The following is a 14623-nucleotide window of genomic DNA, read 5'->3' on the forward strand; positions in this document are numbered from 1 at the left end:
CCGGTCGCGATCCGCGACCGGGCGCAGCGCATCCAGCACCACTTTTTGCATCGGCGTCATCACATAGTTGTCGAAGACGCGATCCAGCATATGCACCTCCAGACCCGCATCGCCGGGCGGGATCAGGCTGACGGGGCCCGGATGGTGCGCCTGCAGATGGGCGACGATGGTGCTGCTCTCGAGGATGCAGCGACCATCATCCAGCAACACCGGGAAGCGCTTGAGTGGCCAAAGGGCGGCAAGTTCGGCGCTGGCCGCCGGCTCTTCGAGGTTCCGGTATTCGAACAGGGTGGCATTCTCGTAGAGAGCGATCAGCACTTTCTGGCTGTAGGACGAAAAGGGGTGGGCATAGAGTTTCATGAGGATGTTCCTGACGCTCAGAGGGATGACTTCCCTAGTCTAGATCCCCTCTCTATTTTCGATGCGTCCCTATCCCATGCTGGTTTTGGGATGATAAACGCCCATTCATGACGGCAATCACACTCGTATGACTCTCTTTTAGGTAGGGTGATCCCGCCTGTGGCCGCCAAGCCGGGGCAGCCGACTCATCAGGGTTGATGAGCGGCACCACAACAAAAATCGATGTCAGGCCAAGCTGAACATCATCAAGGATCCCGTCATGAATCAATCATTGCCGCTGTTGACGCCGCTGCGGGGCATCGCTGCCCTGATGGTGGTGCTGTTCCACGCCCGCTTGCTGCTCTTCCCCCAGTGGATGGAGTCGATCGCCGGCCACACCCAACTCATCGAGAACGGCTACCTCTGGGTCGATCTCTTCTTTATCTTGAGCGGGCTGGTGCTGGCCCATGTCTACGGGGAGGCTTTCGCCCGCACGCCCCGCACCATAAGTTATGGCCGCTTCCTCTGGCTGCGGCTGACCCGGGTGTATCCCCTCTACCTGGTGACCCTGCTGCTGCTGGTAGGCTGGGAGCTCTACAAGGCCCACCACGGGATTGGCTTCTACGCCGGCCCCCTGTTCAAGATGTGGGAGTGGGAAGGAATGCCTCCGTTCGGCTCACCCTTTACCCCGGCCGAGGCGCTGCCAAGCAGCCTGTTGCTGCTGCAGGTGGTGACCGATCACGGATTGACCTGGAACTTCGCCGCCTGGTCGCTCAGCGTGGAGTGGATTAGCTATCTGCTGTTTCCGCTGCTCATTCCGCTCGCCGTCACCCGCAGCCGCTGGAGCAACCTCGCCCCCTTGCTGGCCCTGACGGTGCTGGCCTTTATCGTGCACAGCCGGGGTACCCTGGATGTCACCAGCGGAGCGCTGGCCATCGGGCGCGGGGTGAGTGAATTCGTGCTCGGCCTCTGGCTGCTGCCAAAGGTGAAAGCTGCCCGCCAGTGGCCCATGATGCAGCAAGATCTGCCGCTGCTGCTCGCCTTTCTGCTCCCCTTCGCACTGATGCAGTTCACCATGACGCCGTTGTTGACCCTGCAACTGATCAGCGCCTACGTGTTGCTGATCTGGATTGCCGCAGCCCAGGGTGATCGCCAGAGCCCGCTGCTGCGTCTCCTGGACAACCGCTTCACCAACTGGCTAGGGGATCTCTCCTACTCCATCTACCTGCTCCACGCCCTGGTGTTGCTCACCGGCTGCGAGCTTGTCCACTCTCTGGCGCCGGGGCTCACTGCGTGGTGGTACGCCCAAACCAACCCTTTGCTGGGGGTGTTGGCCACCTTGTTGATGCAGGCGGTACTGATCGGGCTCTCGGCGCTGAGCTACACCCTGCTGGAGCGGCCGCTGCAACGGCGCCTGCGCCGGCTAGGCAAGGCTCCCCAACCAGTGATGGAGCAAGCTGGCTAGTTTCCGTCGCCACATGCTGCCCCGATGCAAGACCGGCACGCCGTCGGGGCGGCTCACAGTGGGACTAGCCTGAGCAAGGCGAAGAGTACGGCTCTTTTTGAACCCGACAATCCCCTGCGCTTTGTGTGAAATCCAGTTCGAATCAAGAGGGCCGTCTGTGGCATAATGGCCCGTCCTGTGGTCCTCGGCGGGGCTTCGCCGGCGCATCCTTGCCCTCCTCCCGTCCTGCCAGGCAGCCTGACATCACTGTGTTCACAGGCCGCCAGGGCCACCCTATTTTTGCGCGCACATTTGACGGTGCCACAGCAGTTATTGGCACACGCAAGTCTGCCCACACAAGGGGAAAGCATGTCTTCCATTCGTCTGACCCAATACAGCCACGGCGCTGGCTGCGGTTGCAAAATCTCCCCCAAGGTGCTCGACACCATCTTGAAGAGCCAGATCCCGGGCTTTGACGACCCCACCCTGGTGGTCGGCAACAGCAGCAAAGATGACGCCGCCGTGGTGGACATCGGCAACGGTCAGGGCATCGTCTCTACCACCGACTTCTTCATGCCCATCGTCGACGATCCCTTCACCTTCGGTCGCATCGCCGCCACCAATGCCATCAGCGACATCTATGCCATGGGCGGCAAGCCCATCGTCGCCATCGCCATCCTCGGCTGGCCCATCAACACGCTGGCGCCGGAAGTGGCCCAGCAGGTGATCGACGGCGGCCGCCAGGTGTGTCACGAGGCGGGCATTTCTCTGGCAGGCGGTCACAGCATCGACGCCCCCGAGCCCATCTTCGGCCTGGCGGTGACCGGTATCGTGCCACTCGACGCCATCAAGCAGAACGACACAGCCCAGGTGGGCGACACCCTCTATCTGACCAAGCCCCTTGGCATCGGCATCCTCACTACCGCCCAGAAGAAGGGCAAGCTCAAGCCCGAGCATGAGCAACTGGCCCCGGATGCCATGTGCACCCTCAACAAGATTGGCCAGCGCTTCGCCGCCTTACCCGGCGTGCACGCCATGACCGACGTGACCGGTTTTGGACTGGCAGGCCACCTGTTGGAGATGTGCGAAGGTTCCGGCGTCAGTGCCCGCCTGGACTTCAAGGCGCTGCCGCTGCTTGACGAGGTGGATTACTACCTGAGTGAGGGCTGCGTACCGGGCGGTACCCTGCGCAACTTCGACTCCTATGGTGACAAGCTGGGTGCCATGGATGATCGCACCCGCAACATCCTGTGCGACCCGCAGACCAGCGGCGGCCTGCTGGTAGCCGTCGGTAAAGAAAGTGAAGCCGAGCTCCTTGCCATTGCCGCACAGGCAGGGCTGACCCTCTCTCCCATCGGCCAGTTGCAGGCCCGCACAGGCAACCAGTTCATCGAGGTTGTCCAATGAGTGCCCTGCCACTGGCCACGGATTACGCCCGGATCTTTCTGGATGAGGTTCCACTCATCGATCTGCGTGCCCCCGTCGAGTTCAAGGAAGGGGCCTTTCCCACCGCCGTCAGCCTGCCGCTGATGACTGACGAGGAACGCGCCCGGGTCGGTACCTGTTACAAGCAGGAGGGACAGGCCGCAGCCATCACCCTGGGCCATCAACTGGTAGGTGGCGCGGTGCGCGCCGCGCGCATGGAAGGCTGGCTGGCCAGGTTGCGCCAGCAACCCGACGCCCTGCTCTACTGTTTTCGCGGCGGCCTGCGCTCGCAAACCGTACAACAGTGGCTGGCCGAGGCCGGCGTCACCTGCCCCCGGGTCGCGGGCGGCTACAAGGCGCTGCGCCACTTTCTCATCGACACCCAGGCGAAGGCCAGTGCAGAGTGCGACTGGACCGTGCTGACCGGCATGACCGGCTCCGGCAAGACCCACATGCTGGCGCACATCACCCAGGCGGTGGATCTGGAAGGGCACGCCCGTCACAGGGGGTCGTCGTTTGGCCAGCTGCCGGGTGGGCAACCCGGCAACATCGACTTCGAAAACCGGCTTGCCATCGAGCTGCTTCAGCGTCGCAACCGGGGGGAATCACAGTTTGTGCTGGAAGACGAGAGCCGTCTCATCGGTCGCTGCGCCCTGCCACTCAACCTTTATGAGGCCATGTGCCGGGCTCCTCTGGTGGTGGTGGTGGTGCCGCAGGAGGCACGGGCCGAGCAGATCCGCACCGATTACGTGCAGGATCTCTGGCTGCGCTATCTGGAGTTCCATGGGCCAGATGCAGGCTGGCCCCTCTTTGCCGGCTACCTCACCGACGCCATGGCCAGGCTCAAGCGCCGACTCGGTGACAAGGATTATCGCGAACTCGATGGGCTGTTGCAGGCCGCCCTCAGGGAACAGGCCCAGAGCGGGGACACCCGCGCCCATCTGGTCTGGATCAGACTGCTGCTGACTCGCTACTATGACCCCATGTACCGCTATCAGCTGGACAACAAGCGCGAGCGGATCCTGTTTCGTGGTGACAAGGAGGCCTGCCTCGCCTTCTTCGCCAAACGCTCCCCCCTTCAGACCCCTCAGGAGAGTCCCACATGTTGAAGTTCGAGGTGATCCCGGTCACCCAGTTCGCCCAGAATTGTTCCCTTATCTGGTGTGACGAGACCCGCCAGGCTGCCCTCGTCGATCCCGGCGGCGAGGCGGACAAGCTGCTGGCCGCCATTGCCAAACGGGGGCTGACCCTCACCCATATCCTGCTGACCCACGGCCATCTGGATCACGTGGGCGCTGCCGCCGATCTGCGCGAGAGAACCGGTATCGCCATTACCGGCCCCCACAAGGAGGATGCCTTCTGGCTCGATATCCTGCCCCAGCAGAGCCAGATGTTCGGCTTTGCCCATACTCCGGCCTTTACACCGGATAGCTGGCTCGAACAGGGTGACAAGGTACAGGTTGGCAAATGCGAGCTGGAGGTCTATTTCTGCCCGGGCCACACTCCGGGCCACATCGTACTGCTCTGCCAGGCAGAACGCCTCGCCTGGGTGGGGGATGTGCTCTTTGCCGGCAGCATAGGCCGCACCGATTTCCCGCGCGGGGATCACGGGACGCTGATCAAGTCGATCACCGAGACCCTGCTGCCGCTCGGGGATGAGATCGTCTTTATTCCGGGCCATGGCCCGAGCTCAACCTTTGGTCACGAACGGGCCCACAATCCCTATCTGACCCAGCCCATCTGGTAATCCCCCCGCTCCTCGCGGGCATCCCATTGCGCCTTGAGGCGCAAGATCTCCGGCATGATCTCGAGAAAACGGGAGAGCAGCCGGGGATCGAAGTGCTGGCCTGCACCATCGCGCATGGTGGCCAACACCCGGTCCAGGGGCCAGGGCTCTTTGTAGGGGCGACGTACGCTCAGGGCGTCAAAGACGTCGGCGATGGCCACGATCCGCGACGCCTCGGGGATCCCCTCGCCGATCTCGCCGGCGGGATAGCCGGAGCCGTCCCATTTCTCGTGGTGGTGCAGGGCAATCTCCGCCGCCATGCGAAAGATGGGGGCATCGGATCGCCTCAAGATCTCGTAACCGATGCGCGGGTGACTTCGCATGATGATCCACTCCTCCTCGGTGAGGGGACCGGGCTTCTTGAGGATGTGGTCAGGGATACCAATCTTGCCCATGTCGTGCATGGGGGCTGCCAGCTCCAGCAGATCCGACTGCTCCGGGCTCCAGCCCGCCGCATCAGCCAGGGCTCGGGCATAGGCGGCCATGCGCCAGATATGCACCCCGGTGTCGGTGTCGTTGTAGTGGCCCGCCTCGCTCAGCATGACGATGGCGGTGCGATAGCTGCACTCGAGCTGATCGAGGCGCACCAGGGAGAGATGATTGCGCACCCGGGCACGCACCGTGCTCGGACAGACCGGCTTGTAGATATAATCCACTCCGCCCGCCTCGAACCCCTGGCTCTCGCTGTCTGCGTTGTCGCTCGCGGTGATAAAGAGCACCGGGATCCCGGCGTGAGCCGGATCGGCCTTGAGCCGGCGGCACACTTCGTAACCATCCATGTCGGGCATGCGCACGTCCAGCAGGATAAGTGCCGGCTCGTGACGCCCCACGGCGGCCAACCCCTCCTCTCCCCCTTTGGCAAAGAAGAGGTTGTACTCCTCCTTGAGGATTTGCCGCAGCAACCCAAGGTTGCTCGGCTCGTCGTCGATGATCAACACGCGCGGTCGACTCATGGCGCAGGTTCCTCCCGATCCTCCAGATAATCCTCCAGCTTGCGGGTGGCGAACGGGATATCGAACAGCTCCAGGGCTGCACTTATTTCGCTCACCAGCTCGCAAGGCAAGTGACTCCTTGCCTGGCTCAGCGCCGGCTCAATCAGATCCAGATCCTCGCTCACCAGGGCCTGATGCAGGGCGTGCAGGCAGACCTCCCGCGCTTCCCCCTGGGCCAGCGGGGAGCTGACCGCGCCCGGCTCGCGCCCGGCATAGGTATCGATGGAGTGTTGTGCCCGCTCCAGGGCCTCGAGGAAGGGTGCGATAAGCTGGCTGGTATCGCTCCCCTGCTCGATGGCCTCGTTCAACTCGGCACTGATACGCGCCACATCGGTGAGTGACAGGCTGCCCGCCACCCCCTTGAGCTTGTGGGTCAGGCTCGCGGCCGCATCGGTCTCGTGCTGGGCGATGTAACCCGGCAATACGGTACCGACCGTCATGTAGTCATCGCGAAAACGCCGCAGGTATTTAAGATAGACCGAGGCTTCACCCCAGTTGCGCAGCCCGGTATCGATATCGATGCCGGCCACCGGCTCGTGGGGGAGTAGCTCGTCGTTCACGGTGAGCGGCAGGACAACGTCCGGCAGATAACGCAGCAAGGTCGCGATGAGCTGCTCCACATCGAGCGGCTTGGCGATAAAGTCGTTCATGCCAGAGGCCAATGCCGCCTCCCGCTGATCCTTGAATACCCCTGCGGTGAGTGCCAGCACGGGAGTCTCCTCCCGCCCCGGCAGCAGGCGCAGGCGACGGGTCGCCTCGTAGCCATCCATCACCGGCATCTGCACATCCATGAGCACCAGATCGATGCGCCGGGCCGGATCTGCCAGGCAGGCCAGGGCTCGCTCCCCGTCGATGGCGGTGATCACCTCGGCCCCCTCCCGTTGCAGCAAGCGGGTCGCCACCTCCAGGTTGATGTCGCTGTCATCCACCAGCAGTATGTGCACGCCTGGCAGGCGCAGACGGCGCTGACCACTCTCAATGGGCTCCACATGCTCGCGCTTCTCGTGGATGAGACGCGCCACCGCATTGTAAAGACTGGAGCCGGTGACCGGTTTGTGCAGCACCAGATCCACCTGATCAGAGCCGGGGCGGTGCATCAGTTCATCCTGGGAATAGGCGGTCGCCATGATGATGATGGGTGAACGCTCCTGCTGCTCGAAGGCGCGGCGAATGGCCAGGCAGGTCTCGAGCCCGTCCATGCCCGGCATGATCCAGTCCAGCAGGATCACGTCGAAACGCTCCCCCTGGCGCAGCAGATGGTGCAGCGCCTGCTCACCGGACTCCACCACCCGCGACTGCCATCCGAGGGAACCCACCGTCATCGACAGGGCGTCGCGGGTCACCTGATTGTCGTCGGCGATGAGCAGCGAGATGTGCTGCAGGCGCTCGTTCAAGGCCTCGGGCCGCTCCACCTGCTCCAGCCGGACGCGGAACCAGAATTCGCTCCCCTTGCCAAGCTCGCTGGTGACGCCGATGTCCCCCCCCATCAGATTCACCAGGCGGCGACTGATGGTCAGACCAAGCCCGGTGCCCCCGAAGCGGCGACTGGTGGAGGAGTCTGCCTGGGAGAATGCATTGAAAATGTTGGCCTGCTGCTCGGGGGGAATGCCGATCCCGGTGTCGCGCACCCGAAACAGCAAGGTGGCCATGCCGTCTTGCTCTGATTCCAGCACAACCTTGACCTCCACCTCGCCGCGTTCGGTAAACTTGATGGCATTGCCGGTCAGGTTGAGCAGCACCTGCTCGAGGCGCAGGGCGTCCCCAATCAGATGGGAAACCGGCTCGGGGGCACTGCTCACCACCAGTTCGAGGTGCTTCTGGCCAACGCAGGTGGACATGATGGCCGCCACGTGATCGAGCACCTCTTCGAGACTGAATGGCACCCGTTCAAGCTCGAGCCGACCCGACTCAATCTTGGAGAAATCAAGGATGTCGTTGATGATCCCGAGCAGCGCCTGCCCGGCCTGGTGGATTTTGCGCACCAGGGCATGTTGACCATCGTCGAGCCCTCCCTGTTCGAGCAGGTAGGTCAGCCCCATGATGGCGTTCATGGGGGTGCGGATCTCGTGGCTCATGTTGGCGATGAAATCACCTTTGACCTGTGCCAACCTGGCCGCTTCCTGCTGGGCTAGTTGCTCCTTGTGCCTGCTGCGCACCAGTGCAGCCACACCGGCACCAAACAACAGCAGCAGCACGGCGCTGGCGGCCAAGATGATCCCCCAGATATGAGTGCGAATGGCCTGCAGCTCGCTGTGCGGCACCAGGGACGCGGCTTTCCAGATCAGCTGATCATGATTCTGTGCCGGGTACAGGGTGGTCCAGCTCCAGAGTCCGTCGGCAGACTCCATCTGGCCGTTTGATGCGTCCCAGAACGCCTGCCAGGCCTGGGGAGAAGTCTGCTTCAGAGTCAGATCCGGGCGCTCGAGCATGAAGCCCCACTCCCGGGATGGGTCGGGGCTGCGCAGCCAATATCCATCCTGGTTGAACAGCATAATGTGATCGGCTGCCTTGCCGCGGTTGTCGGCAAACTCCTTGAGCATACGGGCAGCCTGAACGTTGATTAGCAGCAGACCAAGATCACGTCCCCCAAAGCGCAGACGCTTGGCAATGCGGATCATGGGGTTGAAGGGGCGATCGATCACCCCGTGTTCAACGTTGAGATCGAGCGGCGAGACGTAGACCCGCTCCCAGGGCAGCGCCATGGCATCGCGAAAGTAGTAACGCTCCCCCTTGTTCTGCAACTGGTCGTCCGTCACACGCCACAGACGCTGGCCCTGGCGATCGATGCGCACCCGCTCCATGCCATCCGGGGCAAGCCAACGCACCTGGGCATAGTCGGGATTGCGGTTCAGCAGGATGGTGAACTGGACGGCCAAGGTGTCACGGTCATTGCGAGCCGCCGCTTCGAGCAGGATGGGTTCTTCCGACATGCTGCGCACATGGCGCAGCGGCACCGCCAGCTCGCCGTCAAGGCGGCCGCTGGCAAGCGCCAGGAAGGTGCTCTCATCGCTGCGAACGCGATAGAGCTCGCGCTCGATCAGTGCATTGCCCAGAAGATAGCCACCCGCCAGGACCAACAGCAGAATAGGTGAAAACAGCAGGATATATGTCCGTACGATTCCTTTCATAACGGTCAACATCGCCCCGAAAAATGGACTTGCCCGAGTACTGTTTGAACATCAGAGCACCACAACACGTGTCCTGCTGTCAATCATGCCTTCAAGTAAAGACCAATAGTGCTGTTTGAGTATTTTATTTTCCCGGAAAAAATGCTGTAAAAACAAAGAGGCCACCCGATTGGGTGGCCTCTTCACAGGAAAGTTCGTTGTCGATTAGACGCGAACGAAATCCAGGTGAACCAGCTTGTAGCGAACCGGGTGACGCTGGATAGCCTTCACGTTCACTTTGACTTCTTCACCGTTGATGACCAGGGTCAGCTCGGAGGAGTAGAACTCCGGCTTCTCTTGGGCCAGGATCAGCTTCTTGTGGTCCAGGGTAACGGACACGGCTTCTTTGCCTGCACCGTAAACGATGGCAGGAACCAGGTCAGCATGACGCAGGCGGCGGCTCGCACCTTTCCCCAGGTCAGAACGGACTTCAGCTTGGAATACGAAAGACATAGTGATTATCTCTTTTAAGATGAATGTATGGTGTTGACTGCGACCGGTCAGCACCTCGCAAAACGAGCGCGAATACTAGCACGGGCCCGAAGGGGATACAAGGAAAGAACCCGCGGCACTCCTCTCTAGGCAAAAAGGCACTCCACCACGCCTCTCGCCATCTCCTAACGCCCCTGCTCCAGACGGGCAAACTGCTGCTGTCGCTGGGCCGGGCTCAGGGCATCGAATTGCGCCAGAGTCTGCGCTTTCGGGCAATAGAGGCGCTGCCCGGCCTGCACCTGGATTCCTTTGGCCATCCTGTCACGATTTTCCTGCACCAGCGCCAGCAGATAACTGTAAGTATCCGAGCCGCCGGCCTCCTTTGACTGAAGCTGGCTTGCAATACGCCACAGGGTTTCTCCCGCCGCCACCTGATGACAAACCCGCAATGCCTCTCCTGCCGCCGTGGCGGAAAGAGTCAGGGTCGCCTGCTCAGGGGCAGAATCTGCGGTGGCCATGGGCTGTGCATCTCCCTGTCTTGCCAAGACCTGTGTGGGGACCTGCCCCCCAAGCCGTGCGAGCAAGGGCTCCCCCAGGGGCATCCGCGCCTTCCTCTCCCGGGGCAGGGAGAACTCGGCGACAAAGGCGACAGCGCCCGGGACTTCGAACGAGGGGGCCGAGGAGGCGGCTTGCAGTACTGATTGGTGGGGCGCCATGCCATAGGCCATCTCATCGATGCGCTTTAGCCTGGCCAGGTAAGCCTTGGAGAGCTGGGCCTCCCCTTCGAACAGATCGAAGGGGGGCACCAGCCGGGCAGGAAAGAGGATCTGCCAGCGGCCATTCTTCTTTCTCTGTTCAAGTGGGGGAAACTGATTGCCCCGCCAGGCCGCAAAAATGGGCGGCACGGGGCGCAGCACCGGATAGAACTCCGGGTTGAGCTGCACCCAGGTTTGTTCCGCAATGGGTTGATACCCGCTGATGTTGACCAGTGCCACCCCCAACCAGATCCCCAGCATATGACGGCCTCCCTTCCCTTTGGCGTCTCGTTGCTTTCACACTATGGCTCAGAAAACAGATAGATAGCAGCTTAGCACTGGGCAATGGCGCTCTGCACCCGTTTATCCGAGATGGGGTATGGCGTCCCCAGTTGCTGGGCGAAGAAGGAAACTCGCAGCTCCTCGATCATCCAGCGGATATTGGCCACCTCGGCCGGGATCAGCTGGGATTTGGGGATCTTGGCGAGCAGTGCCTTGTACTCCGACTCCACGCTGTGCACCTTGAGCATGTAGACCCGATCCCGGTTGGGATCGATGGCGAGCTTCTCGAGCCGCCGCTCGATGGCGCGCAGATAGCGCAGCAAGTCAGGCAGCCGCTGCCAGCCGGTCTCGGTGACAAAGCCCTTGTGAATGAGGTTACCCAACTGCTGCTGGATGTCCGACATGGCAAAGGCGGTGTCGAGCTGCATCTTGCCCTTGAGCCGTTTCTTGATCTCATGGGAGAGGGTCAGCACGGCTTCCACCTGTTTGGCCACCTCCACCACCGCATCGTTGAGCTCGGCGCGGACATACTCCTTGAGCGCCTCGAAACCGGCCTCGTCCCAAGCCATGCCGCCGTGCTGCTCAATCAGCTTGTCGCAGCCGCAGGCGATGCAGTCGTCAATCAGCTCGGCCACCTTGCCAAACGGGTTGAAATAGAGCCCCAGCTTGGCCTTGTTGGGCAACTTCTCCTGCAGATACTTGATGGGAGATGGCACGTTGAGCAGCACCAGCCGGCGTTGGCCTGCCCACATCAGCTGCTGCTGCACCACTGGACTCTCCACCAGCTGGATGGCGACCGAATCCTTCTCGTCTACCAACGCCGGATAGGCCTTCACCTCGAACCCACCGCGCTTCTGACTGTACTCTTGCGGCAGTTCGCCAAAGCTCCACAGGGTGAGGCCAGACTGCTCGATATCATCGTCCGCCACTTGCGACAGAGTCTCCTGCACCTTGCCGCGCAGGGACTCTTTCAATGCCTCCAGATCCTTGCCTTCCGCCACCTTCTTGTGCTTGTCGTCCACCACCCGGAAGGTGAGTTTCAGGTGATCGGGCACCGCAGCCCAATCCCAGGATTCACGGGGCACGGTCACGCCGGTCATGCGGCGCAGCTGACGCTCCATCTCGTCCAACAGCGGCCCCTGCTCGGGGTTGATGCTGGCGAGCAGCGCATCGGCATAGTTCGGCGCTGGCACGAAGTTCTTGCGCATCGGCTTTGGCATCGACTTGATAAGAGCGACGAGCAGCTCATGACGCAGCCCCGGGATCAACCACTCGAACCCCTTCACCTCCACCTGATTCAGGAGCGGCAGCGGGATATGCAGGGTCACGCCATCCGCCGCCTCCCCCGGCTCGAACTGATAGGTCAGCTTGAGCTTGAGGCGCCCCTGCTGCCAGAAGTTGGGGTAGTCGAGATCGCTGATGTGGGCCGCATCCCCCTTCATCAACATCTCTTTCTCGAAGTTGAGCAGCTCGGCGTCCTGCTTTTGCGCCTCTTTCCACCACTTGTCGAAATGGCGAGCGGAGATCACTTCCTCTGGCAAGCGGGCATCGTAGAAGCGGAACAAGTCCTCATCATCCACCAGGATGTCGCGCCGACGGGACTTGTGCTCCAGCGCCTCCACCTCGGCCAGGAGCTTGCGGTTATCGCTGAAGAAACGGTGGCGGGTCTCGAAATCCCCCTCCACCAGGGCGCGCCGGATAAACAACTCGCGGCACAGGGCCGGATCGATACGGCTGAAGTTGATGGTGCGCTCGTTGACCAAGGTCAGGCCATAAAGGGTTACCTTCTCCTTGGCCATCACGGCGCCGTTTTTCTTCGACCAATGTGGGTCGCTGTGGTGCAGCTTGATGAGGTGGCCTGCCAGCGGCTCCACCCACTCGGGCTCAATCTTGGCATTGATGCGAGCGTAGAGGCGCGAGGTCTCCACCAATTCTGCGGCCATCACCCACTTGGGCGGCTTCTTGAACAGACCCGAGGCCGGGAACAGGTGGAAACGGCCATTGCGGGCCCCGAGGAATTCGGGCTTTTCCAGATCCTTGTTGCCGATATGGCTCAAGAGGCCGGTCAAGAGCGCACAGTGCACCGTCTTGAAGTCTGCCGGTTCCTGGTTGGCCTTGAAGCCCAGCTCTTTGACCGTCTGGCGCAGTTGGAAGTGAATGTCCTGCCACTCGCGCACCCGCAGGTAGGAGAGAAACTCCTTCTGGCACATGCGGCGGAATGGATTGCTGCCAAGGGTATCCTGCTGCTCTTTCAGGTAATTCCACAGGTTAACAAAAGCGAGGAAGTCGGAATCCTTGTCTTCAAAGCGTCTGTGCTGCTCGTCGGCGGCCTGCTTTTTCTCCATGGGCCGCTCGCGGGGATCCTGAATGCTGAGGGCGGCGGTGATCACCATCACCTCGCTCAGACAGCCAGTTTGCGCTGCGCTGATCACCATCTTCGCCAGACGTGGATCAAGGGGGATACGCGAGAGCTGGCGACCGGTCTCGGTCAGCTGCAGCTTGGCTTCGCGATCGCCGGTGGCGGGCAGCTCGCGCACCGCCTCCAGCTCTTTCAAGAGGGTCAGACCGTCCTTGATATGGCGTGACTCGGGTGGCTCGACGAACGGGAAAGCCTCCATATTGCCAAGGCCAAGCGCCAGCATCTGCAGGATGACCGATGCCAGGTTGGTGCGCAGGATCTCGGGGTCGGTAAAGGCGGGACGGCCGTTGAAATCCTCCTCGGAGTAGAGGCGGATACAGATACCGTCCGCCACCCGGCCGCAGCGCCCTTTACGCTGGTTGGCACTGGCCTGGGAGACCGGCTCGATGGGCAGGCGCTGCACCTTGGTACGCCAGGAGTAGCGGCTGATGCGGGCGGTGCCCGGATCGATGACGTAACGAATGCCCGGCACCGTCAGCGAGGTCTCCGCCACGTTGGTGGCCAGTACGATGCGCCGTCCGGCATGTTGCTGGAACACCTTGTTCTGCTCGGCGTTGGAGAGGCGGGCGTAGAGCGGCAGCACCTCGGTATCGCGCAGATTGAGTTTGCGCAAGGCATCGGCGGTATCGCGGATCTCCCGCTCGCCGTTCATGAAGATGAGGATGTCCCCGAGCCCCTCGCGAGCCAGTTCTTCCACCGCATCGAAGATCCCCTGCAGCTCGTCGCGCTCCTCCAGCCCTTCGCTCTTGTCACTGCTTTTTTTATCAACAAACAGTGGGCGGTAACGCACCTCCACCGGATAGGTGCGACCGGAGACCTCGATCACCGGCGCCTTGCTGAAATGGCGGGAGAAACGCTGGGGGTCAATGGTGGCCGAGGTGATGATCACCTTGAGATCGGGGCGCTTTGGCAGCAGCTGTTTGAGATAACCCAGAATGAAGTCGATGTTGAGGCTGCGCTCGTGGGCCTCATCGATGATGATGGTGTCGTACTGGGTCAGCATCCGGTCGTTCTGGATCTCGGCCAGCAGGATACCGTCGGTCATCAGCTTGATGTGGGTCTGCTCGCTCACCTGATCGGTAAAGCGCACCTTGTAACCCACGTAGTGGCCAAGCTCGGACTCCATCTCCTCGGCAATACGGGCCGCGACGGTACGGGCCGCCAGACGGCGCGGCTGGGTGTGGCCGATGAAGCCCTTGATCCCGCGCCCGAGCGCCAGACAGATCTTGGGGATCTGGGTGGTTTTGCCCGAACCGGTTTCACCGGCGATGATAACCACTTGGTGCTCTTCAATGGCTTTGGCGATCTCCCCCTGCTTCTGGCTGACCGGCAGATTGTCCGGATAGGTGACCTTGGGCACGCCCGCCAGACGGGACTGGTAGCGCGCCTGTGCCACATCCAGGTCAGCGGCGATGGTCTCGAGCACGGCAGCCTGCTTGGCTTCCGGCAGCTTCTTGACCCCGTGCAGTCGACTGGAGAGACGGCGGGCGTCGAGATTCATGCAAGCGGTAAGACGGCGGCGCAGCGCCTCGATAGAGAGAGACAAGGTACGAATTCCTTAAAAGAGTGCCCATCAAGGGCC

The 14623-nt window shown here is 61.9% G+C and carries 10 protein-coding genes; 4 read left to right on the top strand and 6 right to left on the bottom strand.

Going from position 1 to position 14623, the window contains the following annotated elements:
- The coding region (locus AB5Y53_RS09350) for a glutathione S-transferase family protein (protein ID WP_368181780.1) at positions 1-360 on the bottom strand (360 nt) is incomplete at its 3' end.
- A gap of 259 nt (positions 361-619) precedes the next feature.
- On the opposite strand from AB5Y53_RS09350, the gene AB5Y53_RS09355 reads away from it, so the two are divergent.
- From AB5Y53_RS09355 to AB5Y53_RS09370, 4 genes are all read left to right on the top strand, one after another.
- The gene (locus AB5Y53_RS09355; RefSeq protein ID WP_368181782.1) at positions 620-1804 is read left to right on the top strand and encodes an acyltransferase family protein; all 1185 of its coding nucleotides are present in this window, start codon (positions 620-622) and stop codon (positions 1802-1804) included.
- Positions 1805-2152: 348 nt separating this feature from the next.
- Complete coding sequence (selD, locus tag AB5Y53_RS09360) at positions 2153-3190, top strand: selenide, water dikinase SelD (protein ID WP_045524852.1); 1038 nt, start codon at positions 2153-2155, stop codon at positions 3188-3190.
- A complete protein-coding gene (gene mnmH, locus AB5Y53_RS09365; protein ID WP_368181783.1) occupies positions 3187-4317 on the top strand; it encodes a tRNA 2-selenouridine(34) synthase MnmH in 1131 nt (376 codons plus the stop codon). The genes selD and mnmH overlap by 4 nt, the downstream gene beginning before the upstream one ends.
- Positions 4311-4955: an MBL fold metallo-hydrolase gene (locus AB5Y53_RS09370; RefSeq protein ID WP_368181785.1), complete on the top strand. Its 645-nt coding sequence runs from the start codon at positions 4311-4313 to the stop codon at positions 4953-4955. Before mnmH ends, AB5Y53_RS09370 begins: the two co-directional genes overlap by 7 nt.
- On the opposite strand, the gene AB5Y53_RS09375 is transcribed toward AB5Y53_RS09370, so the two are convergent.
- The 5 genes from AB5Y53_RS09375 to hrpA form a co-directional block, all read right to left on the bottom strand.
- Positions 4931-5947: an HD domain-containing phosphohydrolase gene (locus tag AB5Y53_RS09375; RefSeq protein WP_368181788.1), complete on the bottom strand. Its 1017-nt coding sequence runs from the start codon at positions 5945-5947 to the stop codon at positions 4931-4933. The two genes, AB5Y53_RS09370 and AB5Y53_RS09375, sit on opposite strands and share 25 nt — an antisense overlap.
- The gene (locus tag AB5Y53_RS09380; RefSeq protein WP_368181791.1) at positions 5944-9114 is read right to left on the bottom strand and encodes a response regulator; all 3171 of its coding nucleotides are present in this window, start codon (positions 9112-9114) and stop codon (positions 5944-5946) included. Before AB5Y53_RS09380 ends, AB5Y53_RS09375 begins: the two co-directional genes overlap by 4 nt.
- A 204-nt stretch (positions 9115-9318) precedes the next feature.
- Positions 9319-9606 (bottom strand): 50S ribosomal protein L25, encoded by a 288-nt coding sequence (gene rplY, locus AB5Y53_RS09385; protein ID WP_010674717.1) that lies wholly within the window; start codon positions 9604-9606, stop codon positions 9319-9321.
- A 164-nt stretch (positions 9607-9770) separates the two neighbouring features.
- Positions 9771-10601: a hypothetical protein gene (locus AB5Y53_RS09390; protein WP_368181794.1), complete on the bottom strand. Its 831-nt coding sequence runs from the start codon at positions 10599-10601 to the stop codon at positions 9771-9773.
- A gap of 71 nt (positions 10602-10672) precedes the next feature.
- Positions 10673-14587, bottom strand: a complete 3915-nt coding sequence (gene hrpA, locus AB5Y53_RS09395; protein ID WP_368181797.1) for an ATP-dependent RNA helicase HrpA — start codon at positions 14585-14587, stop codon at positions 10673-10675.
- Positions 14588-14623 lie beyond the last annotated feature (36 nt).

The sequence above is a fragment of the Aeromonas sp. R7-5 genome (assembly GCF_040908015.1).
Lineage (GTDB): Bacteria > Pseudomonadota > Gammaproteobacteria > Enterobacterales > Aeromonadaceae > Aeromonas > Aeromonas caviae.

Excerpts from the sequence above, each read along its gene's own strand:
- AB5Y53_RS09355 (WP_368181782.1), top strand. The coding sequence starts at position 620 with ATGAATCAATCATTGCCGCTGTTGACGCCGCTGCGGGGCATCGCTGCC.
- selD (WP_045524852.1), top strand. The coding sequence starts at position 2,153 with ATGTCTTCCATTCGTCTGACCCAATACAGCCACGGCGCTGGCTGCGGT.
- mnmH (WP_368181783.1), top strand. The coding sequence starts at position 3,187 with ATGAGTGCCCTGCCACTGGCCACGGATTACGCCCGGATCTTTCTGGAT.
- AB5Y53_RS09370 (WP_368181785.1), top strand. The coding sequence starts at position 4,311 with ATGTTGAAGTTCGAGGTGATCCCGGTCACCCAGTTCGCCCAGAATTGT.
- AB5Y53_RS09375 (WP_368181788.1), bottom strand. The coding sequence starts at position 5,947 with ATGAGTCGACCGCGCGTGTTGATCATCGACGACGAGCCGAGCAACCTT.
- AB5Y53_RS09380 (WP_368181791.1), bottom strand. The coding sequence starts at position 9,114 with ATGAAAGGAATCGTACGGACATATATCCTGCTGTTTTCACCTATTCTG.
- rplY (WP_010674717.1), bottom strand. The coding sequence starts at position 9,606 with ATGTCTTTCGTATTCCAAGCTGAAGTCCGTTCTGACCTGGGGAAAGGT.
- AB5Y53_RS09390 (WP_368181794.1), bottom strand. The coding sequence starts at position 10,601 with ATGCTGGGGATCTGGTTGGGGGTGGCACTGGTCAACATCAGCGGGTAT.